The following is a 26,835-nucleotide window of genomic DNA, read 5'->3' on the forward strand; positions in this document are numbered from 1 at the left end:
TTCTTTTGTCTATTTATTAATGTTATTTCCGGATAGCATCTTTCAAACACAATAAAATGAAATATTTATTAGTCCTACTGTTAGCGGGTTTAACATCTAGCGCTCAAATTCAGAAAGAGCAGCTAAATCTTATGCCGTGGCCTCAAAGTGTTGTTTTAAACGATGGTAATTTTACTTTAACTAAAAATTTTAAAGTAAACGTTACAGGGAATCCAAATCCAAGAATTTTTGGCGGCGTGACCCGTTTTTTACGACGATTAGATGGTAGAGCTGGTATTTTTTTCGAGCAGGGTTTTATTACAAAGTTAAATGAAGTTCCAACAGCTGAACTTCAGATAAACTGTACTAAAAGCGGAAAAATTGGTTTGTATGAAGACGAAAGTTATCATCTGGATATCAAACAAAATAAAATTACAATTAATGCAACAAGCGATTTAGGAGCCTTACATGGTCTTGAAACGTTATTGCAAATGTTGCAAAATAATAATACCTCATTTTATTTTCCAAGCGCACAAATTTCAGATTTTCCAAGGTTTACCTGGAGAGGTTTGATGATTGATGCTTCAAGACATTTTCAGCCGGTAGATGTTATCAAAAGAAATATCGATGGATTAGCGGCGATGAAAATGAATGTTTTTCATTGGCATTTGGTTGATGATCAGGGTTGGAGAATAGAAATGAAAAAACATCCAAAACTAATTGAATTAGCTTCAGATGGAATGTATTATACACAAGAGGAAATTAAAAATATCGTAAAATATGCTGATGAGCGCGGTATTTTAATTGTTCCGGAAATAGATGTTCCTGGTCACGGATCTGCAATACTTACAGCTTACCCAGAAATTGGTAGCAAAGTGATTACGCTGACTGGTGGAACTTCAGAAAAAAATATTCAGGGAACCGCTATTGTGACCTATGGAATTGAAAGAAATGCTGGTATTTTTTCACCAACATTAGATCCTTCAAATCCTAAAACGTATCAATTATTAAGTGAGCTTTTTGATGAGGTTTGCCCATTGTTTCCAGGAGCTTATTTTCATATTGGTGGAGATGAAAACGAAGGGAAAGACTGGGACGCAAACCCAAAAATTCAGGCATTCAAAAAGAAAAATAACCTAACGACTAATCACGAATTGCAGACTTATTTTACCATGCAATTAGTGCCAATGCTTAAAAAGCATGGAAAACAATTAATGGGTTGGGAAGAAATTTTGACAAAAAACATGTCAAAAGAAGCTATTATCCATTCATGGAGAGGACCTAATGAAGGTGTTGTTGCTGGTCAATCATTAATTGATGCAGTAAAAAAAGGTTACAAAACAGTATTGTCAAATGGATTTTATATTGATTTGATGTATCCTGTTGAAAGTCATTATCTGAATGATCCAATGCCAAAAGGAGCTGATTTATCAACAGAAGAAAAAGCAAGGATTTTAGGAGGAGAAGCAACAATGTGGACAGAACTTGCCTCAGCTACCACTATAGATTCTAGAGTCTGGCCAAGAACGGCTGCAATTGCAGAAAGACTTTGGTCGGCAGAAAATATTACTGATGTTGAAAATATGCGTAAACGTCTTGATGTAGTTTCGTTTCGACTGGAAGAATTAGGTCTGGCACATATTCGAAATAAAGAGGTAATCTTAAGAAATGTTGCAAACAATCAAAATACAAAAGCATTAGATGAATTTACAAATGTTTGTGAACCTTTAAAAGGATATAAACGTAATAAAGGCGGAACGGAATATCAAATGTATTCTCCCTTAACATTATTTGCAGATGCTTGTACACCGGATGCTAAAGACTCTTTGGCTTTTGACGCAGCAGTTGCTCAGTATCTGGCAAATAAAACACCAGAGAATAGAGCTAAAGTAGCTGCATTTTTCAATAAATGGATTGCAATGAATAAAGGATTAATCGAGCTTAGTTCCACTGCGCCGTTAGTCCAGCCAATATTGCCTTTGTCTAAGAAATTAACTGATGCATCGCAGGAATTGTTACTTGTTCTGGATAATAAATCAACATTAAAAAGTGATGATTTGAAAAATTTAATAGAACAATGTAATAGCAAAGATCACGCAGATGTTGAGCTATCAGTATATGAAAGTCTTAAAAAATTAATTTAAAGTTTGGTTTGAATTAGTACGTTGTAGTTAGCATTATTTAGTAATTATTTATCTCTACCGGAATTTCTGGTAGAGATATTTATAAGCTGATGAAAGCAATTTCAATTTTTTCAAATTATACTGTCAATAAAAATCTTAAAATAACCATTAAAAGAGTAATAACATTTAAAACCAAATAAGAGAATAAAACAAAACATGACAAAAAAATAGAATTTCAGATTGATGAATCCCCAAGTTTATCTTCTTGTATTTAATACTAATTTTTAAAGAATTATATCTAAATATCAATCAATACTATTGGCTAATGATTATGGTAGAATCGGTAATAGTAATATTTATTTATAGAAGTAATATGAATTAATTCCACCTGACTGCAATCTCTCCAAGTTGCAGTTGGCTGAAAACCCCGGTTATTGTTTTTTTATGTGCTGCATTTTGGCATATATAATAGGGTAACCGGAATATTTATTTTTCTATTAACCAATATTTATTAATTATGAAACATTATTACAGATTGCTTTTTTTGTTACTGTTTCCCTTACTAGCGTTAGCCCAACCAGCTCACGGAAAAAAGGTAGTAGGGTATTATGCGCAATGGTCTATCTATGCCAGGGATTTCAATATTCCGAAGATTGACGGAAGTAAATTGACGCATTTGAATTATTCTTTTTATGGGACAACTTATGATCCTGCCCATCCGGAGAATACAAAGTTATTATGTTTGGATTCGTATGCCGATTTTGAGCATATGGAAGGCGGAATCCCTTGGGATGCTCCGGTAAAAGGAAACTTTTATGATTTGAAAAAATTAAAAGAAAAGTATCCGCATCTTAAAATCTTAATTTCTGTTGGAGGCTGGACTAAAGGTCAGGATCTTTCTCCAATTGCTGCAAGTCCGGTAGCAAGAGCTGCTTTAGCTGCAGACATGGCAAACTTCATTGTAACGTATCCTTTTATAGATGGATTCGACATTGACTGGGAATATCCTCTTTCTGGAGGAACAGATGGTACTGAAGTGATAAATGGAGCACCAATTCCTCCACAAAAGTACAGTCCGGATGACAACAAAAACTTAGTTTATTTATTGAAGGCAATGCGTCAGGCAATGCCAAATAAATTGGTTACAATCGCAGCCGGAAATAATGTCCGAAATGTATCCAAACAATATTTAGGACCAAACACAAGAGCACAATACGGAATGACAGAAGATATTTCAACTTATTGTGATTACATCACTTATTTTGGATATGATTTTGGAGGAAACTGGTTTGATAAAACCTGCTATAATGCTCCTTTGTATTCAAGTGGAAATTCAAATGATCCATTATACAATGCAACTCAATCTGAATCATTAGACGAATTGACAAATCAATATTTGAATGTGGTTGGTTTTCCTGCGAACAAATTAATCATGGGATTGCCTTTCTACGGGAAAAAATTCGACAATGTTGCCAATAACGGAACCAATCCAAACTTACCCGGATTATTCGTTTCTGCACCGAGATATATTGTTTCAGGATGTACAAATCCGCAAAATCCTGTTGGAACGTGGGATGGACCTGCTGCCTGTGAAAAATCAGGAAGTATTGAAATTTGTGATTTAGTTGGAAATCCGGTTACGAATTCACATCCTTATTTAGATCCAAATACTATGTTAGTGACACCAACTGCAGCAGCTGCAGGATGGGTACGATATTTTGACAATACAACCAAAGTTCCTTATTTATACAATGCTACTTTAAAACAGTTTATCTCTTATGAAGATAAACAATCAATGGATTTAAAGGTGCAGTACATTAAATCGAGAAATCTTGCCGGTGGTATGGTTTGGGAATTATCTCAGGATACCAGAGGTTCTATCCCGAATGCCTTATTAAACCAGGTTGATACTTCTTTCGGAAGCATCGTTGCCGGATCAGTTAGTATTGCCGGATCAGTAAAAAACGGATCAGCTTTAGTGCCAGATGTAACAGTAGAATTGCGTGATGCAAGTAATGCCGTTTTACAAACAATAGTTTCTACAGCAGGAAATTTCACATTCAATAATTTGCCTTCTGGACAGACTTATAAATTAACGGCTTTAAAAGCGACGTATACTTTTACTCCGGTAACTTTAACAAATGTTACGGTTAACCAAACCGCTGTTGTAATTAACGGAACTCAGCCTTTGTACACCGTTAGCGGAACTGTTCTTGACGGAGCAACACCAGTAGCAGGAGTTACTGTTACGGCAACTTCAGGAGCCACAGTTTTAACTGCAGTTTCAAATGCAAGTGGCGTTTATAGTGTTGCAGGCTTAACGGCCGGACTTAGTTTTACTGTAACTGCAGCAAAAACTGGGTTCTCTTATACGCCAACTTCTACGGTTTACAATGCAATCGATGCCAATAAAACATTGAATTTTGTTCAGGGCGCACCAATTGTATATTATACAGTAAGCGGAACTATTTTGAATAATACAACGCCAGTTTCAGGAGTTACAGTTACGGCAACTTCAACAGGGGGAACTTTTACTGCAACTACAAATGCAAGTGGTGTTTATACGATTGCGAATTTACCGTCAGGTGGAAATTATACGGTAACTGCTGCTTTAGCAGGACAAACATATACACCAGCTTCAACAGTTTATACTAATTTAACAGCCAATAAAACATTGAATTTTTCTCAGGATGTTATTGTAGTTGGTGCCAGTAAAATTAGTGGAACAGTTAAAAACGGAACAGCTGTAGTATCTGGTGCAAAAGTCGAATTGATTTTGCCCTGGACAGATAACACACATCCGTATGTAAGCAAAATCGCCGCGACAGATGCTCAGGGAAAATATAGTTTTGACAATGCTATTTTAAACGGATACACAACTGTATCAAGTTTAAAATTAAACACTTGGGAAAACGGAGAAGTTGTTTATTTACCAAACAATTTAGCAAACTTCCCTGTTCCTGCAAACCCAACGGTTTACGATTTCAATACAGGTGTTGTTACGCCAGTATATTATACCGTAAGCGGAACAGTTCTTAATGGTTCAACTCCCGTTTCAGGTGCTACGATTTCAGCTGTGACAGGAACAACAACTTTAACAGCGACTTCAGACGCGTCTGGAAATTACAGTGTCGCAAATTTGGTTTCGGGGTCAAATTATACCGTTACTATTGCTAAAACAGGATTAACATTTACGCCAGCTTCTACGGTTTATACTGCAATTAGTTCTAATAAAACGCTGAATTTTACTCAATCAGTTGTTAATCCGGTTTATTACACTGTTAGTGGAACAGTATTAAACGGAGCAACTCCGGTTTCTGGAGCTACGATTTCAGCTGTGACAGGAACAACAACTTTAACAGCAACTTCTGATGCTTCTGGAAATTATAGTGTGGCTAATTTGGTTTCAGGATCAAATTACACTGTAACTATTGCTAAAACAGGATTAACATTCACGCCGGCATCAACAATTTATAGCGCTATCAGTTCTAATAAAACGTTGAATTTTACACAAGTTGTAAATCCGGTTTATTACACCGTTAGCGGAACAACTAAAAATGGAACTACAGCAGTTTCAGGAGTAATCGTTTCTGCTACGACGGGAACAACAACTTTAACAGCAACTTCTGATGCTTCGGGGAATTATAGTGTTGCCAATTTAGTTGCAGGTTCAGATTATACGGTAACGGCTGCTAAAACGGGTTTAAGTTTTAGTCCGGCTTCAACAGTTTATGCTGCAATTAATGCCAATAAAACATTGAACTTCACGCAAAATGTTACCAGCGGTAATTTAATCAGCGGAACTGTAAAAAGCGGTTCAACTCCGGTTGCAGGCGCTAAAGTAGAATTAATTTTACCCTGGACAGACAGCACGCACGGATATGCAAGTTACATTGCTACGACTGATGCTTCAGGAAATTTTAGCTATGCTAATTCAATTTTATCTGGTTATTCAATTATTACAAGTTTAAAATTGAATGCCTGGGAAAATAATAGTATTGTTTATTCTCCTACGAATTTGGCCAATTTTACTGTGCCAACCACACCTCAGGTTTATAACTTTAATTCAAATTCGGTTGCCCCACAGGTTACCATTACAAGTCCTTCATTAGCGACGATTGCAATTGCTCCGGGAACTGCAATTCAGTTAAAAGCTAACGCAAGTTTGACTTTTGCAGATCCAACAGTAACTATTTCTTCTGTTGTCTTTAATATCAACGGACAAAATATTACAGGAACGCTTTCTACAGGAACAGAATATGTAGCAAGTTGGACACCAGTTGCAGCTGATTTCAATAAAAATTACACATTGAAAGCAACGGCTACAGCTTCAAATAGTGTTACTGCAGAAAATACCAAAGCATTTTATTTACAATGTTCAGGTACTTCTTGTCCAAATCAATTACCAGAAATTGCATGGGTTGCACCTGCAGCAACATCTATTAATCAGGCTTCAGGGTTTCAGGCAGTTCCGGTTAGTGTAAATGTTACAGATGCCGATGGAACAGTTTCTACAGTTTCAATTAGTATTGACGGAACTTCTTTTGCCATGACAAAAGGAACCGGAAATGCTTATAACTACACTTTTACACCAAATGCATTCAAAACGTATGCAATTGTGGTAACGGCGACAGATAATTCTGGTGGAATAAAAACATTCAATCAGTCATTAAGTATTATCAGTTCCTCTTTCAATCCGTTACCTGCAAAAGTAATTGTGGGTTACGCTCACGGATGGGATAATGCCAGCGCGCCATTCTTATACTTCAACCAAATGGGAGATAAGAAATTTAATGTGGTAGTTTATTCGTTTATCGAAACTTTAAACAGAGACGGTTACACGCCAATTTTGGTTGTAAACGAACCGAGATACATGACAAATGGAGTTTTCAATCCGCAGTTATTAAAGAATGATATTAAATTTTTGAGAGATAAAGGAATTCCGGTTATTGTTTCTATCGGAGGACAGAATGGTCACGTAGAATTACAAACAGTTGCTCAGAAAAACACTTTCGTAAACGGATTAAAAGCAATTGTTGACCAATATAATTTCGATGGAGTTGATATCGATTTTGAAGGCGGTTCTATGAATTTTGGAGCAGGAGCGCTTAAAGATTTCTCTTATTCAGCGATTTCAGCATATCCAAAGTTGAAAAACATTGTAGACGCTTTCAAAGAATTAAAAGCAAGTTACGGAAGCGGATTTATACTAACATCTGCACCAGAGACTTTTTATGTTCAAGTAGGTTATTCTGTTTATTCAGATGGAGCAGGTTCGTTCTTGCCGGTAATTCACAACTTGCGTAACGAACTGGATTTATTAATGGTGCAATTATACAATACAGGATCTATAACAGCTTTAGATAATGTAGCGTATTCACAAGCAACACCAGACTTTTTAGTGTCAATGTCAGATATGTTAATGAAAGGATTTAACGTAGCTTCTACAGGTTTCTATTTCCCGCCATTACCAGCTTCTAAAGTGGTTATCGCGATTCCGGCTTGTGCTCCGGCAGCTCCTGCAGGAGGCTATTTAACTCCGGATAAAGGAATTCAGGCATTCAATTATTTAAGATACGGAACTACTTTTTCAGGAAGAGCCTATACTTTAAAAGGAGGTCCTTATCCAGACATGAGAGGAGTAATGACATGGTCAATCAACTGGGATGCTTCATGCGGAACAGGTTATGAGTTCTCAAATGCTTACGCAGCCTATTTTGCATCAGCAGGGAAAACATTGGCCCTGGATAAAATTGAAGCAAAAGGAAGCACTATCGCTTATTTTAAAAATGACGCTTTATCGGTTACAAACGATTCTGAAGATATTGCTCAGGTAGATGTATTTAATACTATCGGACAATTATTAGTAAGCTATAAAAACATTCAAAATAATAAAGAAGTCCTGCTTCAAAACCATAGTTTCACAACAAAACAATTGTTCATCGTTGTGGTGACAGACAAAGCAGGAAACAGAAAATCATTCAAAGTAATGAATTTTTTAAACTAGTTAATGAATGAAAATTTAGAAATAAAAAATTGGGACGGTTAAAATTGAGTTTGGTTATTTATTTTTTAATCTGGTTTTTATTTCAAATAAATGCGACGAATTTAAGTGATTTGTTATTTGGTTTTCACTTAGAGGAGCGTATTATAGACCCGGCAATTTATTGCCGGGTTTTTTTTATGGCCTAAAATGTGAGATGTGAAATTTATAATGATGTGGATTTTTATAAGGAGCTGTTTCCTGCTATCCGCTTGTATCTTTTATGGTGAACCCCAACATAAAAGGCTATCAGGGCTAGGGCATTCATTTTCATAAGAAGTTTTGTTTGACAAAGTAACCACAAAAATGAGAATAAAAAACTTAGCGAACTTTTCGTAAACCCCTTGCGCTCCTTGCGGTTAAATCATCAGTGTTTAATTTCTCTAAATCAAAACTGCTACTTTTTTAAACTCTTCTTAATCCATTTATCAACAGGAATTTTTCGCTTAACATATTCAGAATATTTTTTATGAGCAACTAAATCAATGTAAAGAGCATAGAATTCTTTTCCATCTGCTGAAACTTTAAAAATTTTATAATCATCATAAGTTTCATTCGCTCCGTGAAAATATTGATCACAAACTTCAAAAGTTTTGACTGTATAAAAAGGTTCTAATTTTGATGGCTGCTGTACAATTTCAAAATATAAATCTTTTACAGTACAATCTATTTTGTAGATTTTGATAATTGACTCTTTTCGTTTTTCAAAATAATCCAGAATCTGTTTCTCTTTATCATTGTATTGAAATTGATACGGAATAAATTGATGATTTTCGGTTTCAAAATCCTTTTGATGATTTCGTTTATTTGTTGGTATTATTTCGTTACCTTTTTTATCCACATAACCCCAGGTTCCTCCAACCAACGTAGGATGTTCATCATCTTTAGATCGGTCAAAATAACAGCCTTGGCAATATTGGGAAAAACCAAAGTTCATACTGGAAACCCAATCATACTTTGCCGGAATTATTTTATTTCCGTTTCGATCTGCGAAGCCTAACTTTTTGTTTTCACTAAATCTCATTAAACCTTCAGAAAAATCATCGACGCAGGCATCAAAAAGATAAGGTTCAAAAAGGAAATTACCTTTTCTGTCATACACTTTTTGACCTTCTTTACTGACCCAAAAAAAGATGATGTTTTCTTTGATCTCTTCTTTTAAAATTCCATCGTAAATAGATGGACTCATAGTATAAGCAGCAGGAATAATAATTTTTCCGTTTTGATTTTTCACGCCCAAAAGACTGTCTTTTTCAATAAAATAATACAGCTTAGCTGTTTGTGAGAAACCAGAGAATTGATTTAAAATTAAAAGAAGCAGAAATATTTTTTTCATAAAAAAAAAAAGCCTTTAGTTATTGAAGGTATTCAAATGTAGTAATTAAAGTCTTTAAAAATTTAACTACTTTTGATTCCCAATTATTGCGTAATAAATTCATGAAGAAATCAATTGTTTTACTAATACTATTTCTAGTTTCCGCTACAATTTTCAGCCAAACCAAATTCGGGAATCCAGAAGTTGATCCCATTCAAATTCAAAAAAACTTTAGTGAATGGTCACTATACCAAAGTAAAAATATAATGCTTTCCAGAGATTTTGTGGCGCTTGATCTTCTTTCAAAAGAAATTTCAAAAGAAACTTTCCTAAACGAATTGACCAACGGAAATTTTATTCCAATCCGATTAAAATCAGAGGATTCAATTTATTATTACAAACTTTTCAAAATTGACTCAAATTCCGATTCAAGTATAAAAGCAACCATCAATCAAATAGGTTTTGATGCGCTTAAAAACTACAAAATGGAAGGGACGGCTTTCCCTAAATTTTCATTTAAAGATTTAAACGGAAATGAAGTTTCAAACGTAACCATGAAAGGAAAAATTATTGTGATAAAATGCTGGTACATTCATTGTACGCCTTGTATTAGGGAATTCCCGCAAGTGAACCGTTTAGTGGAGGAATACAAAGACAGAAAAGACATTCTCTTTGTAAGTTTTGCCGAAGACTCTCCAGAACAACTAAAAATATTTTTAGCAAGAAAACCACTGTCCTATGCTGTTATTCCAGATATGAAAATATATATGAATGAAACATTGGATTTGAATGCTTTTCCAACACATTTTATCTTGAATAAAGAAGGTTTAATTGCAAAAGTGCTGCCTAATTTCGAAAGCCTGGAAGTTGCTTTGGCGAAAGAAAGCAAACTGTAGTTTTTTAAACCATATAAGTAATATAAGAAATGTAAGTCTAGCTTAAAATATTCCAAAACTTATATGATTTACTATATTCAATACAATTACAAGTTTAGTATTAAATGAACTTATATTACTTATATGGTGATAAAATAAGGAGCAATAATAAAAAAAACTTAGAGCCTTAGCACCTTTGCAACTTAGAACCTTTTTCCGTACTTTTGCACAAAATTAATTAAAAAGACATTCATGTTAACAGTCAATAATTTATCAGTTCAATTTGGCAAACGAATTTTGTTTGACGAAGTAAATACCACTTTCACTCATGGAAATATTTACGGCGTTATTGGAGCCAATGGTGCTGGAAAATCTACTTTTCTTAAAATCATTTCGGGTGATATCGACCCAACTTCTGGACATATTCATTTAGAACCGGGAAAACGCATGTCGGTTTTGAACCAAAATCACAACATGTTCGACGAGCATACTGTTTTGGAAACTGTTTTGATGGGAAATAAAGTTTTGTACGCTGTTAAAAAAGAAATGGATGAACTTTATTTAGACTACAACGATAAAAACGCTGACAGAATTGGAGAACTTCAGGTTCAATTCGAAGAGATGAATGGCTGGAATGCTGATTCAGACGCGGCATCGATGTTGTCTAACTTAGGAATCAACGAAGAGCACCATTATACTTTAATGGGCGATTTAGAGGGTAAAATTAAAGTTCGTGTGCTTTTGGCGCAGGCACTTTTTGGAAACCCTGATTTACTTATTATGGATGAGCCTACCAACGACTTGGATTTCGAGACAATCGCCTGGTTAGAAAACTTCCTGGCAAACTATGAAAATACAGTAATTGTAGTATCGCACGACCGTCACTTTTTAGATTCGGTTTGTACTCATATTTCTGATATTGATTTCGGGAAAATAAATCACTATTCAGGAAACTATACATTCTGGTACGAGTCTAGCCAATTAGCGGCAAAACAACGTGCGCAGCAAAACAAAAAAGCAGAAGAGAAGAAACAAGAGCTTGAAGAATTTATTCGTCGTTTTAGTGCGAACGTTGCAAAGTCTAAACAAGCAACTTCTCGTAAAAAAATGATTTCTAAATTGAACATTTCAGATATCAAACCTTCAAGCCGTCGTTATCCAGCTATTATTTTTGATCAGGATCGTGAAGCAGGAGATCAGATTTTGAACGTTGAAAATTTAGAAGCTTCTGTAGAAGGAGATCTTTTGTTTAAAGGTGTTCATTTGAATATGGCGAAAGGCGATAAAATCGTGCTGTTCTCTAAAGATTCACGTGCTACAACCGCTTTCTACGAAATCTTAAACGGAAACCAAAAAGCAGATGCCGGGACTTTTGACTGGGGAATCACAACAAATCAGGCTTATTTGCCAGCTGAAAATCATTCTTTCTTTGAAAATGACTTGACTTTGGTAGACTGGTTACGTCAATATGCAAAAACAGAAGAAGAGCGCGATGAGGTTTTCATTAGAGGTTTCTTAGGGAAAATGATTTTCTCTGGAGAAGAAGCTTTGAAAACAAGCCGTGTATTATCAGGAGGAGAAAAAGTACGTTGTATGTTGTCAAGAATGATGATGGAGCGCGCCAATATCCTGATGTTAGACGAACCAACAAATCACTTAGATTTGGAGTCTATTACGGCTTTCAATAACTCTTTGAAAAACTTTAAAGGTTCTGTAATTTTCACAACACATGATCACGAGTTTGCACAAACTGTTGGTAACAGAGTAGTGGAGCTAACACCAAACGGAGCAATCGACCGTTATATGACCTTTGATGAATATCTTGATGATGAAAAAATTCAGGAATTAAGAAAGAAAATGTACAATTTGTAATTGTAACTGACTATAAAAAAGAAATCCCGATCGCAAAACGATTGGGATTTTTTTATGTTTTTTATTTTCTGAAAAGCTTGGCGAAAATGAAAATAATGATCGCAACAATAAAGATTACGATGAATATTCCGAATCCCATTCCGGCTTTAAAAATATCTCCTATAACTTCGCAACTTGTAAATGAAAATAGTATTACGAATACCATTAACAAACGTGTAATGTTCTTTTGCATGATTTTGCTGTTTTAAATGTTTTAAAAAGAATTTAGTATTCTAATTATCGTTAGAATAAAATTACTTTAATCAGCAAAAAAAGGTCTTACATAATTTGATTGAAAAGTTCTATGATTTGGAGATTTAAATAATAGTGAATTTATAAATTTTGTTACTTTCGTCGTTCCATATATCCTCTATTTTATCCGTCAAGATTTGAACTGTATCATTTTTTGAGTCTTTAAATAAATTGTAAATTTCCATTTGACCTACAGCAACATTCTTTATTGCTTGACTAGCAGCTATTATGTTTTGATCACTAAAACCGGATTCTTTTAAATTTTTTTCTAAAGCTTCCTTTTGAGTAGTGATATTAATATAATTTTTAGAGTTTTCTTTTACGCTTTTAGTGGAATTAGCATCAAGTGCAAAAACTTCTATTTTTAAACTTTGAAAACTTTCTATATCATTTTCCCATTTGAGTTCAGATTTATTAATCAAATCACTTTGTTTTATAGTTATGCAGCCAGAATTATTTGTTTTAAAATAGGATGTTGTATAATAATCATCTTCACTTTCAAAAATTTTAAATCCGAAAAGTATATTTCTAATTGAATTATTATTTCCTGATCTGTCTGTAATTTGAATTGTTATTTCTAAAGGAATCTGCATTTTGATACTATCATTTGATACTATCAAAAATAATCATTTTGAGATAATATACTGGTTTTTAGTTTGTCACTTATATATTGGACATTATTGTAATGAAGTTTAAGTTTAATTTTCTTCCTGAATTATAGTCTAAAACTCTTATTTACTCTCCAATAGTCCCAGTTTTAACATCTCCACCACGTTTATAACTCACTGCAATGACTCCACTTGGCGTAACCGTACTTTCTATTAATGTAAATCCTGCCGGAGTTGAGCTATCATCAAACAATTTTTTCCCCTTGCCCAAAATTATAGGATAAACTAAAAGTGCAAGTTCATCAACTAAATCATGTTGAAGCAAAAGCTGAACAAGTGTGGCGCTTCCCCAAACTTTAAGGTCTCCGCCTTCTGAATTTTTGAGTTTTTTGATGTCTTCTATAGTGGAGAGGAATTCGGTATTTTCCCAGTCTGAATTATTTCTGGTGGAAGACAAAACGTATTTGGTAACATCATTAATTCCCGGCCAGCCTTCTGCATGTTTGGGCCAATAATCTTCAAAAATATCAAATGTTTTTCTGCCCAAAAGAATATCAGCGGGTTTCATTTGTTCCTGCATGACATTGCCATATTCTTCATCTCCAAAAGGCGCCACCCAGCCTCCAAATTCAAAACCGCCCGAATTATCTTCTTCAGGGCCACCCGGTGCCTGCATTACGCCATCGATTGTAATCATAGTTATGACGATTATTTTTCTCATGATGTTTGGTGTTTTATTGTTCTATCAAATATATAAAAAAGAAAATATTTTTTTATTCAATTTATTGATATTATGAGTATTGTATGTGGAATAAGGATTTGAAAATATTACTAAATATATATAATAACTCAATTTTCTTATTTTATAAACTTCCCATTTTCGTATTTGCATTCTGTTTTTTCTCCTTTATCATTTATAGAAAATATTATTCCATTTTTCTTATTATTAAGATATTCACACCTGTACACTAATATACCATCTTTAAAATCTTCCTCTAAAGTTTTTTCGTTTTTAGCGTTGTAATATGTTATCCATTTAAAATCAGTTGAATATTCATATCTAATTCTTTTTTCTTTCAAACCATGATTGTCATAAAAAATGTCTTCCGCTATTTTTCTTTTTTTACCATTAAAATATTCGGTATATTTTATTAATTGGCCATTGATATAATTGTTTTCGAAAACTAGATGGTTTTTGTGTTTGTAACTTTGTACTTTTCCAGTAAACAATTTACCAGTTTCAATTTGGTAACATAGTCCCTTTTCAATATATACGTTTTTAAATCTTAAGCTATCTTGAGAATACGCATTCAAGGACAGCGCTAAAATTAAAAGTAATAGTTTTTTCATTTATTTATTGTTTAAAATTAGTTTGCGACCAAGTAAAGAATTTCTATGTTATAGTTGTTAATATCTAAGTAATCGGTTTTTTCTTATCGATGCCAAATGATATCATATTTCGATTATTTAAAATCCTTACTAGCAATCGCAATTGTAACTTGTTTATTTTGCTAAAATATGATTTTAGAATAATTTAGATTTAAAAGTTAAATTTTTTCTGGAAAGCCTAAAATTAAATAACAAATCAAAAAATAATATTTGTATTTATAATACCGTTACAAATAAATTCTGATTTCGTATATTTGCCCAACCAAACATCACACTTAATTATGAGCCAAAAAGTATTACTTAATTCAAAAGAAGTTACTATCATACTCCATCGTTTGGCTTGTCAGTTAATCGAAAAACATCTTGATTTCTCCGATACTATTTTAGTCGGAATACAGCCAAGAGGCGTTTTTTTAGCTGAACGTTTAAAACAAATATTAGAAGACGAATATAAAGTTCCTGAAATTTCTTTGGGATATCTGGACATCACTTTTTTTAGAGATGACTTTCGTCGTACTGATAAACCGCTCGAAGCCAATAAAACACAAATAAATTTTATAGTCGAAGACAAAAAAGTCATTTTTATCGATGACGTTTTGTTTACGGGACGAAGCATTCGTTCTGCCTTAACCGCAATTCAATCTTTCGGAAGACCGTCAGAAATCGAATTGTTAGTGTTAATCGACAGACGTTTTAGTAGAAATCTGCCAATTCAACCCGATTATCGCGGTCGACAGGTAGATGCCATTAATGATGAAAAGGTAAAAGTTAGCTGGAAAGAAAATGATAGCGAAGATGCCGTTTACTTAATAACCAATTAAGATATTGAATCGTTAAAAATTGAAAAGACAATAATGACAGAAAACAAAGCGTTTATTTACGAATCAATTTTTAATCAGGTTAGAATGGGATTTCTTTCTATTGATGAGATTAAAGAGAACATCCTAGAAGAAATTGAAGACAACGAATTTGAAGATGAAATTTCAGAAGAGTGGGCTTTTGATACCATAAAAGAAGAATACCAAAAGTTACTTGCAGAAAGTAAACAATGGAAAAGTCCAACCGATACGGAAAGACTAATAAAAGCGTTTGATGAATTGGGTGATGAAAACATCGTTGCGCTTCATAATGCAGGTTACACCACAACAGAGGGCGAATATGAAGTAGTGGAGGTGGAAAGAGAACTGCAGGAAAACGAAGTCTGGTCTGATGGTTATTGTTTTTATCACCAACAAGATTTGGCGAGAGCTGTTGCAGTAGAAGATCCGGGTTTGTTTATTGCTTTTCAGAAAGTAGATAATACTAGTGATGCCGTTGCAATGGAAGTCGGAAAAAAAGTGGCTGAAGTTTTAAGAAACAACGGCTTTCAAATAAAATGGAGTCCATCTGCAAGAACGAAAATAGAAATTCCGGGTTTCAGATGGCAGCATATTTTTAATGAAGATGGAAGAGATTTACAGGATTACGGCGAGGTTATAGAGCGAATGATCCAATAAAGAGAATTGCTCTTAAAGAATTTGACAAATAAATATTAAAGAAATAAAAATGAAAGAATTAAGCGTAAATCATTTATTAGGAATTAAATACATCAACGAGAATGATATTAACCTAATTTTTGAAACGGCAGATCATTTTAAAGAAGTCATTAACCGACCGATTAAAAAAGTTCCTTCATTACGAGATATTACCATTGCTAACATTTTCTTCGAAAACAGTACCAGAACAAAACTTTCGTTTGAGTTAGCCCAAAAAAGATTATCGGCAGATGTGATTAGTTTTTCTGCAGCTCAGTCTTCGGTTAAAAAAGGAGAAACACTTATTGATACTGTAAACAATATCCTTTCAATGAAAGTGGATATGGTTGTAATGCGCCACTCCAATCCCGGAGCGGCTTATTTTTTATCTAAAAATGTCAAAGCCAGTATCGTAAACGCGGGAGACGGTGCGCATGAACATCCAACGCAGGCTTTATTAGATAGTTATTCTATCAGAGAAAAACTGGGTGATGTAGCTGGAAAAAAAGTAGTTATTGTAGGTGATATTCTGCATTCAAGAGTTGCCTTATCCAATATATATGCTTTGCAGATGCAAGGCGCAGAAGTAAAAGTATGTGGGCCAAAAACCTTAATTCCGAGATATATTGAATCGCTTGGCGTTACGGTCGAGCCGAATTTACGAAAAGCATTAGAATGGTGCGACGTGGCGAACATGCTTCGTGTACAAAACGAACGTATGGATGTAAACTTTTTCCCGTCAACAAGAGAATACGCACAGCAATACGGAGTAGATAAACCTTTGCTAGATTCTCTTGGAAAAGAAATCGTCATCATGCACCCGGGACCAATCAACAGGGGAGTAGAGATTACTTCTGAAGTAGCAGATTCTGATCATTCTGTAATCCTGAATCAGGTAGAAAATGGAGTAGCGATCAGAATGGCGGTTATTTATCTTCTGGCTTCTAAAATACAGTAAATTTTAGTTTTATTTGTTTCAAGTTTCAGGTTTCAAGTTGTCAAACTGAACGTTCTAAAACTTGAAACCTGAAACTTGAAACCTGAAACAACAATAAAAAAAACTTCGTACCTTAGTAAAATGAAAGTAGATCAAAAAGGACATACCGTTACGATTAAAGACACCCAGGGAGATTTTAATTCTTTTTTGGAGAAAGTGACGCAACAATTTAAAACCTTTGAAAAACAAAATATTATAATCGATTTATCAGCAGATACTAATTTAGCTGAAAGCGATTTAAAACTTTTTCTGCCACTTTCTAAACAACACAAAAAAGCAAAGAAATCATTTGTAATTGTAGTTTCTGATCTTGATTTTAACTCGATTTCTGATAAATTGGTAGTGGTTCCTTCTCTTTTGGAAGCGCATGATATTATTGAGATGGAAGAAATAGAAAGAGACTTAGGATTTTAGATTTTAGAGTTCAGATTTTAGATATTAGATTTTACACTAAATCTAAAAAAAAATAAATTCCTCAATCTAAAATCAACAATCTAAAATCTAAAATGAAATTAACCATACTTGGCTGTTATGCCGCAACTCCCAGAACGCTTACAAACCCAACTTCGCAGGTTTTAGAAATTAAAAACAGATTGTTTTTGATTGATTGTGGAGAAGGAACTCAGGTTCAATTACGTAAGAACAAGATTAAATTCTCAAAAATTAATCACATTTTTATTTCCCATCTTCACGGAGATCATTTGTATGGATTAATTGGAACCATTTCGACTTTTTCGCTTTTAGGGAGAACAACTGATTTACATATTTACGGACCAAAAGGAATAAAAGAATTAATTCTGCTTCAACTAAAACTAACAGAATCCTGGACAACTTATAATTTGTTTTTTCACGAATTAGAGTCGAAGGAAAGTGAAGTGATTTTTGAAGATCAGAAAGTCATAGTAAAAACGATTCCGTTGAAACATCGTGTTTACACCAATGGATTTTTATTTCAGGAAAAACCAGCAGAAAGGAAATTAAATATTGAAGCAGTTCAGCAATATGATATTCATGTTGCTTACTACCAGAAAATAAAAAACGGAGGAAATGTAACGCTAGATGATGGAACTGTAATTGAAAACAAGAAATTGTCATTCGATCCAATTCCGCCACTGAGTTATGCTTTTTGTTCTGACACAGTTTATAATGAAGCAATTATACCGATTATTGAAAATGTTGATGTTTTATATCATGAATCAACGTTTTTGGAATCAGAAGCTCCTTTAGCACAAAAAACTTTGCATTCAACAGCAAAAGAAGCGGCGAGAATAGCGCTCAAAGCAAATGCAAGGCAACTCGTTTTAGGCCATTATTCCACACGATACGATGGAATAGAACGTTTTAAAGAAGAAGCTGAAAGTATTTTCCCGAGTGTCCTTTTGGGAGACGACGGAGTTTCTTTTGAGTTTTAAATTAAGAGACTAAGATTCTGAGATTCTAAGTTTTCAAGATTCAAATTAAAAGTCTGTTTGGTAAACTTGAAACTTGAAATCTGAAACAAAAAAAAACAAAAAACCATGAACGATTTAAGTAATTATAGAAAATCTTACGAGAAAAGCGAATTATTAGAAACCAATATTCCCGCAGATCCAATTAATCTTTTTAACCGATGGTTTCATGAAGTGGAAGATTTTGACGGAAGCGGAGAAGTGAACGCGATGACGGTTTCAACCATTGGTTTAGACGGTTTTCCGAAATCTCGAGTAGTTCTTCTGAAGAAATTTTCTGAAGAAGGATTTATTTTTTATACTAATTATAATTCGGAAAAAGGGAAAGCGATTGCGGCGAATCCGCATGTTTGTTTGTCTTTTTTCTGGCAGGAAATGGAACGTCAGGTGATCATTAAAGGAATAGCGCAGAAAACTTCTGAAAATATATCTGACGGTTATTTTGATTCCCGTCCGGACGGAAGCAAGTTAGGTGCTATTGTTTCCAATCAGAGTGAAGTGATTCCGTCAAGAACTTTTTTAGAAGAAAACCTTAAAAAATTAGAAGCGGAATTTGAAGGGAAGCCGATTCCGAGGCCTGAAAACTGGGGAGGGTTTTTAGTAACTCCTTTGGAAGTAGAATTTTGGCAAGGGAGACCTAATAGATTACATGACAGGATTCGATACCAAAGTCAATCTGATTATTCATGGAAAATTGAACGATTATCGTCTTAGCTGTAAGAAAAATACATTTATATTAAAAATTTGTATGTAGTTCGTCGATTATTTTTGTAGTTTAACGGTAAATTGAATACGTTTGGTGTAAGAAAAAACGATTTAATTTAAATATAAAAATTTAAAGGATTTGCCCCAACATTTACTTTAAGCTTGCGTAAACTACTGATGACTATGATGAAGAAAATTATGCACAACATGCTGTTCATTGCAATATTTATTGCAATGAACTCATGCTCTGCCGATACTGCCGAAGGAACTGAAAGTAGCACTCCAACAAAAACTCTGATAACAGAATATACTTACAATGATTCAGAGTTAGAAACAATGCAATTAATAAATAATTACCGAGCAACAATTGGTTTAAATGCATTGCAAAGAATCAACCATATTTCCAATCAATGTCTGGAACATAACAATTATATGATTGCTACTAATGCGGTAAATCATAACGATTTTACTGCTCGTTCAGAAAATATAATGCAGGTACTTGGCGCTACAAAAGTTGGCGAGAATGTAGCTTTTAATTATAAAACTTCTGAGGCTGTATTAAAAGCCTGGCTGGAAAGCCCTGGTCATAAAGAAAATATTGAAGGTAATTTTACACACTTCGGAATAGCGGTGACAATAGATCCTGCAACAGGAAAAAAATATTACACTAACATCTTTGTTAAAATTTAAGATAATTTAAAACTGGTTGGTTTTTTAGTGATCGTTGTAACTCTAAGGGTTACAGCGGTTTTTTTTTGAAAAAAAAGCTGTCTTTTTTTAAGACAGCTTTTTTAAAATTGTATGAAAATCTTAATTAACTAATTACAGTGCAGTAATAATAAATTCGCTTCGTCTGTTTTCCTGATGCTCAGCTTCGGTACATGGTATATTATCAGTACATTTGTTTACTAGTTGCGTTTCACCATATCCTTTACCGGTTAATCGGCCTTTATCTATACCATTTTTAATTAACCATTGAATAGTAGATTTTGCTCTTCTGTCAGATAAGGCTTCATTGTATTTATATGTTGCGCGGCTATCTGTATGGGAACGAATATCAAGTTTCATTCCTGGGTTTTCATTTAATACAACCAGTATTTTTTCTAAATCAATGGCCGCTTCTGTTCTAATATTGGATTTATCTAAATCAAAATAAATCATTTTTATGCCAAAGCAGGTTCCTAAATCATCGCCTATAGTTACACGACAGGTGCTTTTATCCAAAGCGATGGGTAAGTTTGTTTTTCCACTGACTTTTTCTATTGTGATACTAACTTCTTTAGTTTCATATTCTTCTTTTTCGGCTCTTACATTGTAGGTTTTTCCACAGTCAACAGGGAAACTGTAATTTCCTGATGCATCTGCAATAGTGCTATTCAATACACTTTGATTTTCATATAGGCTTACTTTTGATTCTGGCAAAACAATACCCGTTTTAGCATCGGTTATTGTACCGGTTAGCTCCTGAATACATCTTAATTTTTTAGTTTCCAGGAATTTATAAATATCGTCGGATCCTTGTCCGCCATCTTTATTAGAACTGAAGTATCCTTTTCTTGTTTCCGGATCAATCACATAAGCAAAATCATCTTTTGGGGAGTTGATATCGGCTCCTAGATTTTGAATGTCACTAACAGTTCCGTTACTTCCAAGTTTCCCGGCAAACACATCCAAACCTCCAAGGCCGGGATGTCCGTCTGAAGCAAAATAAATTTCGTTTTCATCGGTTACATATGGGAACGTTTCTTTCCCTTCTGTGTTTATAGTTGTGCCCATGTTTTCGGGATTACCAAAACTACCGTCGCTGTTAATAGTTACTTTATAAAGATCAGATTGACCTAACGTTCCGGGCATATCAGTTGCAAAATATAATGTTTTTTCATCGGGACTAAGTGCTGGGTGTGCCGTACTGTAATTATCGCTGGAAAAAGATACTGGTGTAATGTTGGTCCATTTTTCATTTTCCAGAGTGGCTTTATAAATTTTGATTAAAGTAGTTTTCTCACCATTTTTTCCTTTTTTTCCGTCTAAATAATTATTTCTTGTAAAATACACCGTTTTCCCATCTTTAGTCAGAGCTGGAGAAGACTCATGAAATTTGGTATTTAGATCTGTTTTGAACTTTTTTACTTTTGCAGAGTCGATATCGGCTATGTATAAATTTGTAAAATATTCCCCAGTCCATTTGTGTTTACGTTGAGAAAAATTTCCGGTATCTCTGGCTGATGCAAAATAGATTTTGTTGTCGTGGACAAAAGTTCCATAGTCAGAATATTTAGAGTTGATTCCTGCATTCTCAATATTATAACGTCCGGAATTGGCTTTTATCTGATCAAGATAATTCACATTTTGCTCATAAAGTTTCGCTCTGTTATCTGTTTTGTTTTTGGCATTAAATTCACCCAAAAGTCTATTGGCCTTATCTGCCTCTCCAATAGATTTTAAGGACTGGGCATATCGGTAATAATATTCCGGTTCAACTTCTGAATTCATGGCAAATAGTTCGCCATACCATTTTGCTGCTCCTTCAAAATTGGAGTTGAAGTAGTAGGCGTTTCCTAGTTTCTTAAACATGTCTTCGGACTTATATCCTTTACTTGCTACTTTCTCGTAGGTCTTTATTGCATCAACATATGCGTAGCTGTCGTATTTTTTGTCAGCAGCATTTATCTTTGATTGCTGTGCATAACTGTCAAATGAAAAAACATTTACAATTATTAGGCAAAGAAGTATATAATTTTTCATAATCATAGTTTTTTTTAGAAGAAACGAGGAGTTGTCATTTTACCATTTTTTTTGAAGAATTCATAACGAAGGAATATCTCGTGTGATCCTGAATTGTAATTGTTTAGATTCGTGGTTTCACGATCGTAACCATAACCTAAATAAAGCCCATCCGTAATCTGAAATCCTACCATAGCACTTAATGAAGCGCTCCATCTATAAGCGACACCCACTACAAACTTATCATAGAACATAAAATTGGCTGACATATCTACCTGAAGTGGTGCGCCTTCTACCATTTTGGTAAGTACGGCAGGTTTGAATTTTATGTATTGGTATTTATCAAGGTCAAATACATAACCCGCCATTAAATAATAATTGATTTTATCTTTGAAAATGGCAACATCATTATCATCATATCTGTTCGTTTCGATAAAATTAGGAACAGAGAAACCAATGTAAGCCTTATCCGAGTGCCAATAAATCCCCGCTCCAACATTTGGTGAGAATTTGTTATCTAAATCCTGAAACTGCGGATCTCCCGCATCTTCGGGATTCAGTTTACTGGCATCTAAACTGAAGATGTTGGCAGTTCCCTTGATACCAAATGAAAGCTTGAAATTAGCAGATGTCTGGATGGTGTAAGATAAATCAACAGAAATATTATTCTCATTTGTTGGTCCGATTTTATCATTTACCAACGAGGCTCCAATTCCCAGTTTACTATTGTTAATAGGTGTATTGACTGAAAAAGCGCTTGTTTCAGGAGCTCCATCGAGTCCGACCCATTGTGTACGGTACAGGCCAAAAACGCTTAAAGCCCCACGAGAACCTGCATAGGCAGGATTAATATTTATAGTATTGTACATGTATTGCGTAAATTGAGAATCTTGCTGTGCAAATCCTACAATCGTTACAAACATTATGACGAAGGAAAATAATTTTGTTCTCATAGTAGATATTTATTATTTTATTATTACTATTGATTTTTATTAATGGGACTCCTGGAATAAAAGTCAATACATTCGTATATTCAAAAAATAAGGATTTTTTTAATTTTATGTAATTCGCTATAAGTTTGTATTTTATAGCGAATCACATAATTTCAATCTTTATTTTGATAGATATAGATAACCATCTTTTTTATTATTCTGCATTACATTATTTCCATCTAAAGATTTATAATTAATAATGTAGAAGTAAGTTCCAGTTGGCAGACCATCAGATTTTTTAACCGTGGTTCTTCCTCTGGAAGTTCCATCAAATGCATTGGTTGTATTGTTATAATTAGTAGTTTCAAATACTAATACTCCCCAACGATTATATATTTCAACAGTATTTTCAGGATAACAATTTATTTCGTCAATACTATCAATTGTAAAGAAATCATTTATTCCGTCTCCGTTAGGAGAAAAGGCATTGTGTATCACTATATTTCCGCATGGTAATACTTTACAATCATCTTTTACATCCATTGAAAGTAGTATAGTTCTCGGACAATCTTCATCGATTATTTTATATTCGAATGTGTAATTGCCTATTGCAAGCCCAAATGGGTTTAGAACACTACCTTGTAAAGCGTTACTATTACTTGTGTCTGACCATGTACCTGTTGTTGGTTCATTAGTTGGCAGCAAAGTCATTAAATCAATAAGAGAAGAGTCTTCATTACAGGCTTCGCTTGTTAGATTCGCTATAGTTGGAAGAACGGTTACTGTAATTGTTCTTGTAACGCAAATTTCAGGGCGGTTTTTAAGACAAATCTGATAATCGTAATTGTATGTTCCTGCAGGAGTTGTACTTGCAACATTTACATTTCCTGACGCGTCCACAGTAATTCCAGGATGACCATTGGTACTAGGAAGTAATGTAAAGTTTAGTAGCTCTATTAAAGCAGGATTAAGATCAATTGTATCATTGCTTAAAACATTTCCAACATTTCCGTATCCTTCGCAACTAACACTATAGGTGTCTGAAAGAGCATTGATTACTGGTGGTGTATTAATAACATTTACAGTTACTATCGCTGTATCACAGTTTCCAAAATCAGCATTTTCACAAATTTGATAGGTTAGCACGTATGTTCCACTAGGTGTGTTTGCGGGTACATCTACAGAGCCATCAGGATTTAAAGTCAAAGTTCCTGTTGGGTCTGGTGTAACCGTAGTTAAGGTCACATCAGCCGGATTAATTACATTGCCGTTCAATGTATCATTGGTGTAAACATTAAGAACGTTTGTACCTCCGGTATTACCACTTATTGGTCCTGCATCATCGTCATTGGCTATTATTGCAAATGTTGGACGGGCAATACAATAAGGATCTGATGGTGGATAATTTACCACTATCGTTTGTGAAGGATTAACACTTATGGTTAAAGTTGCAGTCGGACGTAATGTTTCGAAGCCGTCCGCTCCTTCAATCCATTGATTATTCTGGAATAACCATCCTGGCCAATCTAAACCATTTCCGGCTTGATCTACAACAGCACCAGGCCATAATACTCGTCCGGTTAATGGTAAATCGTTCATTGTAGTAATAACATTGTTGTTACTGTCAGCCCAAGCAATTGTTACACCGTTTACCGGAGTGAAATTTACAGGTGTTACTGTATAGTCTACATAAGGAACATCATTTACACAAATCGCTGTCGCAGTCACGGTCATTACCGGAGCTTCAATAGTAATCGTTACAGTTGCAGTATCACAATTTGAAGTTTGATCCGCTTCGCAAATTTGATAAACCATTGTTAATGTACCTACAGGAGCATTTGGTAAAATATCTACTGAACCATCAGGATTTAATTGTAAAAATTCATTTGGTGTTACTGTAGTTATTATTACATCAGATGCTGTTACCACTACTCCTTCAATGGTGTCGTTTGGTAACACATTAAGAACATTTGGTGTTGTATGATTGACACCCGCAAATGGTCCGGCACTATCATCATTAGCAATAAGATCACGATATTCTTTACAATTGACACCAAAGTCAATGTCCAAATGAATTAGATCTTCCGGAGTTACATTTACAATATATCCTGCATCAGGCGACGTTGTACAAACTGTATGTAATTGTGTTTTACCAATTTTTGATGGTGCTTTTCTGTCTGTCAGTGATGGCAGTACTTTCACTAAACCACCAACTCCTAGAGCAATTGCAGTTGTTTCTAAATTGGTATCGCGAACCAGTTTAACAGTATATTGTCCATAAGGATTTTCAGTTTCTGGTCTGTCTCCCCAGTACCCCTGAATTCCTATAATTACTTCTTTATGGTATCCGTTTGGACCGTCGACAAAGACATTAGCACTTGATGCATTTCCGAATCCGCCCGCATTTAATTCACCAATATTTTGCGGACCTGCATAACTTCCATCTCCATTAAAATCAATCCATTCCCATAGGCTATACTCGATAGAGCCTTCGCTATCAGGAATGTTTTGAGTTACGTTGCCATCATTGTTGGCGTCATACCATTCATCCTGAATTCCATTTGCATTTGTATCGTACCAAACATAATCTCCTAAAACAGGAAGTTTTGTTTTTCCATATTCAAAGTTATGTACCTGGAATTTACAATCTTCAAGAGTAGTATAGAACAAACTAGTATCGACAGGAAATAACTGATAAACATTATTTAAATTAGCATCCTGAACCTGAACTAAATAACTTCCTGCAGCCATACCTGAGAAGGTATACATTCCATCTGCTCCCGTTAGACGGAATAAAATTGGACCTGTGGTTGTTCCTTGAGGAATCAAGGTTACAGGTACATTTGCAATTGGTGTATTAGTGTCTACATTTATTATTTGTCCTGAGATTTTAATTCTATAGTTAGGCTCGGTTATAATTACTGTAGCAGTGGCAGTACAGGTTTGATTTCCACTATTTACAGATGATGTTGCTGTAAGTGTATAAGTTCCGGCTGGTAAATTTGTATTTCCAACAACTTCATTATTTTCATTGGTAATAACAACTGTTGATCCAGGGCTGTTGGTTACTAAAATAGAACCATCGCTTTCTCCCATACAAGTTACATGTGTAGCGATACCCGATACAGAAACTTTGTTTTCTACAGTAAAGGTTTGTGTCAATTCTGTTTTATTACCGGCACAATCTGTTAAAGTATATGTTCTGATTAGGATATAAGGACTTCCTTCGCAACCGCTTCCTCCGTTATTAGAGTGACTTATTGTAATGTTTATATTTTCACTGCAATTGTCTGCGGCATCTGTTATATCACTTGGATTCCCGACTGGAATATCGGCAATACTTTGCAAATTAGCTACATCTGTTGGAGCAGTTCCTGTTGGAGCCGTTGTATCTTCTACTTTTATAATTTGAGTGTGAGAGATTATATTTCCTCCGCAATCGCTTGTTGTCCATTTACGGGTTAAGGTATAATTGGTATTACACTCATTTTGAATATCACTTTTAATCTCAGAATATACTATAGGTAAATTTCCATTGCAATTATCGGAAGCTTCTAGTGTGGCCGCTTCTGGAACGGCATCGCAAGAAACGGTCATGTTTTGTGGAAGCTCTCCAATAAATGTTGGAGAAGTAGTATCCTGAATATTGATTACCTGAGTAAAGGTATTTGAGATATTTCCACAATCATCTTTTACTGTCCATGTGTTGGTGTAAGTACCTGCATTAGAGCATCCCTCAGAAGCAACAAACTGGCCGCTTGTTTTTTCTATATTAGTTACATCACTATCGCATAAATCAGTTGCAACAGGGAATGAGGCTTGCGCCGATGCCAAAGCTGTGGTGTCACTACATTCAATTGTTACATTTAAAGAAGCTGTTTGTGTAGTCCATGTTGGAGCAGTTGTATCTTCGATAGTAATTACCTGAGTAAAGGTTTCAGAAGTATTTCCACAAGCATCTTTTACAATCCAGGTATTAGTATAAGTACCAGCATTAGAACATCCTTCAGAAGCTACAAA

19 protein-coding genes are annotated in these 26,835 nt (G+C 34.5%); 11 read left to right on the forward strand and 8 right to left on the reverse strand.

What is annotated here, in order from left to right; all coding sequences use genetic code 11:
- The first annotated feature begins 56 nt into the window (after nt 1–56).
- Together Q7C23_RS12600 and Q7C23_RS12605 are read left to right on the forward strand one after the other, a co-directional pair.
- Entirely contained in the window at nt 57–2,123 is a 2,067-nt protein-coding gene (locus Q7C23_RS12600; protein ID WP_375032849.1) for a beta-N-acetylhexosaminidase, read from the forward strand.
- A 496-nt stretch (nt 2,124–2,619) separates the two neighbouring features.
- Nucleotides 2,620–8,109 carry a glycosyl hydrolase family 18 protein gene (locus Q7C23_RS12605; RefSeq protein WP_375032850.1) on the forward strand — a complete coding sequence of 1,830 codons (5,490 nt, stop codon included), beginning with the start codon at nt 2,620–2,622 and terminating at the stop codon, nt 8,107–8,109.
- 433 nt (nt 8,110–8,542) lie between these two features.
- On the opposite strand, the gene Q7C23_RS12610 is transcribed toward Q7C23_RS12605, so the two are convergent.
- Nucleotides 8,543–9,481, reverse strand: a complete 939-nt coding sequence (locus Q7C23_RS12610) for a WG repeat-containing protein (RefSeq protein WP_375032851.1) — start codon at nt 9,479–9,481, stop codon at nt 8,543–8,545.
- A gap of 101 nt (nt 9,482–9,582) precedes the next feature.
- On the opposite strand from Q7C23_RS12610, the gene Q7C23_RS12615 reads away from it, so the two are divergent.
- Entirely contained in the window at nt 9,583–10,356 is a 774-nt protein-coding gene (locus Q7C23_RS12615; protein WP_375032852.1) for a TlpA family protein disulfide reductase, read from the forward strand.
- Nucleotides 10,357–10,587: 231 nt separating this feature from the next.
- Entirely contained in the window at nt 10,588–12,207 is a 1,620-nt protein-coding gene (locus tag Q7C23_RS12620; protein WP_026984448.1) for an ABC-F family ATP-binding cassette domain-containing protein, read from the forward strand.
- Nucleotides 12,208–12,268: 61 nt separating this feature from the next.
- Here Q7C23_RS12620 and Q7C23_RS12625 read toward each other — a convergent pair whose 3' ends face one another.
- From Q7C23_RS12625 to Q7C23_RS12640, 4 genes are all read right to left on the reverse strand, one after another.
- Entirely contained in the window at nt 12,269–12,439 is a 171-nt protein-coding gene (locus Q7C23_RS12625) for a hypothetical protein (RefSeq protein WP_194659260.1), read from the reverse strand.
- A gap of 124 nt (nt 12,440–12,563) precedes the next feature.
- Nucleotides 12,564–13,118 carry a hypothetical protein gene (locus tag Q7C23_RS12630; protein WP_375032853.1) on the reverse strand — a complete coding sequence of 185 codons (555 nt, stop codon included), beginning with the start codon at nt 13,116–13,118 and terminating at the stop codon, nt 12,564–12,566.
- A gap of 115 nt (nt 13,119–13,233) precedes the next feature.
- Nucleotides 13,234–13,827, reverse strand: coding sequence for a dihydrofolate reductase family protein (locus Q7C23_RS12635; protein WP_375032854.1), 594 nt, complete (start codon nt 13,825–13,827; stop codon nt 13,234–13,236).
- 137 nt (nt 13,828–13,964) lie between these two features.
- A complete protein-coding gene (locus Q7C23_RS12640; RefSeq protein ID WP_375032855.1) occupies nt 13,965–14,456 on the reverse strand; it encodes a hypothetical protein in 492 nt (163 codons plus the stop codon).
- A gap of 320 nt (nt 14,457–14,776) precedes the next feature.
- Here Q7C23_RS12640 and pyrR point away from each other — a divergent pair, with 320 nt between their 5' ends.
- The 7 genes from pyrR (at nt 14,777) to Q7C23_RS12675 (ending at nt 19,849) form a co-directional block, all read left to right on the forward strand.
- Complete coding sequence (pyrR, locus tag Q7C23_RS12645) at nt 14,777–15,316, forward strand: bifunctional pyr operon transcriptional regulator/uracil phosphoribosyltransferase PyrR (RefSeq protein ID WP_074658383.1); 540 nt, start codon at nt 14,777–14,779, stop codon at nt 15,314–15,316.
- A gap of 33 nt (nt 15,317–15,349) precedes the next feature.
- Nucleotides 15,350–15,991, forward strand: a complete 642-nt coding sequence (locus Q7C23_RS12650; protein ID WP_375032856.1) for a hypothetical protein — start codon at nt 15,350–15,352, stop codon at nt 15,989–15,991.
- A gap of 49 nt (nt 15,992–16,040) precedes the next feature.
- Nucleotides 16,041–16,967, forward strand: coding sequence for an aspartate carbamoyltransferase catalytic subunit (locus Q7C23_RS12655; RefSeq protein WP_029273654.1), 927 nt, complete (start codon nt 16,041–16,043; stop codon nt 16,965–16,967).
- 120 nt (nt 16,968–17,087) lie between these two features.
- Nucleotides 17,088–17,420 carry a ribonuclease Z gene (locus tag Q7C23_RS12660; protein WP_375032857.1) on the forward strand — a complete coding sequence of 111 codons (333 nt, stop codon included), beginning with the start codon at nt 17,088–17,090 and terminating at the stop codon, nt 17,418–17,420.
- Nucleotides 17,421–17,512: 92 nt separating this feature from the next.
- Complete coding sequence (locus Q7C23_RS12665; protein WP_375032858.1) at nt 17,513–18,418, forward strand: ribonuclease Z; 906 nt, start codon at nt 17,513–17,515, stop codon at nt 18,416–18,418.
- Nucleotides 18,419–18,523: 105 nt separating this feature from the next.
- Nucleotides 18,524–19,168, forward strand: a complete 645-nt coding sequence (gene pdxH / locus Q7C23_RS12670; RefSeq protein ID WP_375032859.1) for a pyridoxamine 5'-phosphate oxidase — start codon at nt 18,524–18,526, stop codon at nt 19,166–19,168.
- 174 nt (nt 19,169–19,342) lie between these two features.
- The gene (locus tag Q7C23_RS12675) at nt 19,343–19,849 is read left to right on the forward strand and encodes a CAP domain-containing protein (RefSeq protein WP_375032860.1); all 507 of its coding nucleotides are present in this window, start codon (nt 19,343–19,345) and stop codon (nt 19,847–19,849) included.
- A gap of 132 nt (nt 19,850–19,981) precedes the next feature.
- On the opposite strand, the gene Q7C23_RS12680 is transcribed toward Q7C23_RS12675, so the two are convergent.
- The 3 genes from Q7C23_RS12680 to Q7C23_RS12690 form a co-directional block, all read right to left on the reverse strand.
- A complete protein-coding gene (locus tag Q7C23_RS12680; protein WP_375032861.1) occupies nt 19,982–21,904 on the reverse strand; it encodes an OmpA family protein in 1,923 nt (640 codons plus the stop codon).
- Between the two features lie 14 nt (nt 21,905–21,918).
- Nucleotides 21,919–22,836 carry a type IX secretion system membrane protein PorP/SprF gene (locus tag Q7C23_RS12685; RefSeq protein ID WP_375032862.1) on the reverse strand — a complete coding sequence of 306 codons (918 nt, stop codon included), beginning with the start codon at nt 22,834–22,836 and terminating at the stop codon, nt 21,919–21,921.
- Between the two features lie 159 nt (nt 22,837–22,995).
- Nucleotides 22,996–26,835: gliding motility-associated C-terminal domain-containing protein (locus Q7C23_RS12690; RefSeq protein ID WP_375032863.1), on the reverse strand; the 3,840-nt coding region annotated here is incomplete at its 5' end.

This window comes from Flavobacterium sp. LAR06 (genome assembly GCF_041946075.1).
Lineage (GTDB): Bacteria > Bacteroidota > Bacteroidia > Flavobacteriales > Flavobacteriaceae > Flavobacterium.

Excerpts from the sequence above, each read along its gene's own strand:
- Q7C23_RS12600 (WP_375032849.1), top strand. The coding sequence starts at position 57 with ATGAAATATTTATTAGTCCTACTGTTAGCGGGTTTAACATCTAGCGCT.
- Q7C23_RS12605 (WP_375032850.1), top strand. The coding sequence starts at position 2,620 with ATGAAACATTATTACAGATTGCTTTTTTTGTTACTGTTTCCCTTACTA.
- Q7C23_RS12610 (WP_375032851.1), bottom strand. The coding sequence starts at position 9,481 with ATGAAAAAAATATTTCTGCTTCTTTTAATTTTAAATCAATTCTCTGGT.
- Q7C23_RS12615 (WP_375032852.1), top strand. The coding sequence starts at position 9,583 with ATGAAGAAATCAATTGTTTTACTAATACTATTTCTAGTTTCCGCTACA.
- Q7C23_RS12620 (WP_026984448.1), top strand. The coding sequence starts at position 10,588 with ATGTTAACAGTCAATAATTTATCAGTTCAATTTGGCAAACGAATTTTG.
- Q7C23_RS12625 (WP_194659260.1), bottom strand. The coding sequence starts at position 12,439 with ATGCAAAAGAACATTACACGTTTGTTAATGGTATTCGTAATACTATTT.
- Q7C23_RS12635 (WP_375032854.1), bottom strand. The coding sequence starts at position 13,827 with ATGAGAAAAATAATCGTCATAACTATGATTACAATCGATGGCGTAATG.
- Q7C23_RS12640 (WP_375032855.1), bottom strand. The coding sequence starts at position 14,456 with ATGAAAAAACTATTACTTTTAATTTTAGCGCTGTCCTTGAATGCGTAT.
- pyrR (WP_074658383.1), top strand. The coding sequence starts at position 14,777 with ATGAGCCAAAAAGTATTACTTAATTCAAAAGAAGTTACTATCATACTC.
- Q7C23_RS12650 (WP_375032856.1), top strand. The coding sequence starts at position 15,350 with ATGACAGAAAACAAAGCGTTTATTTACGAATCAATTTTTAATCAGGTT.
- Q7C23_RS12655 (WP_029273654.1), top strand. The coding sequence starts at position 16,041 with ATGAAAGAATTAAGCGTAAATCATTTATTAGGAATTAAATACATCAAC.
- Q7C23_RS12660 (WP_375032857.1), top strand. The coding sequence starts at position 17,088 with ATGAAAGTAGATCAAAAAGGACATACCGTTACGATTAAAGACACCCAG.
- Q7C23_RS12665 (WP_375032858.1), top strand. The coding sequence starts at position 17,513 with ATGAAATTAACCATACTTGGCTGTTATGCCGCAACTCCCAGAACGCTT.
- pdxH (WP_375032859.1), top strand. The coding sequence starts at position 18,524 with ATGAACGATTTAAGTAATTATAGAAAATCTTACGAGAAAAGCGAATTA.
- Q7C23_RS12675 (WP_375032860.1), top strand. The coding sequence starts at position 19,343 with ATGATGAAGAAAATTATGCACAACATGCTGTTCATTGCAATATTTATT.
- Q7C23_RS12680 (WP_375032861.1), bottom strand. The coding sequence starts at position 21,904 with ATGAAAAATTATATACTTCTTTGCCTAATAATTGTAAATGTTTTTTCA.
- Q7C23_RS12685 (WP_375032862.1), bottom strand. The coding sequence starts at position 22,836 with ATGAGAACAAAATTATTTTCCTTCGTCATAATGTTTGTAACGATTGTA.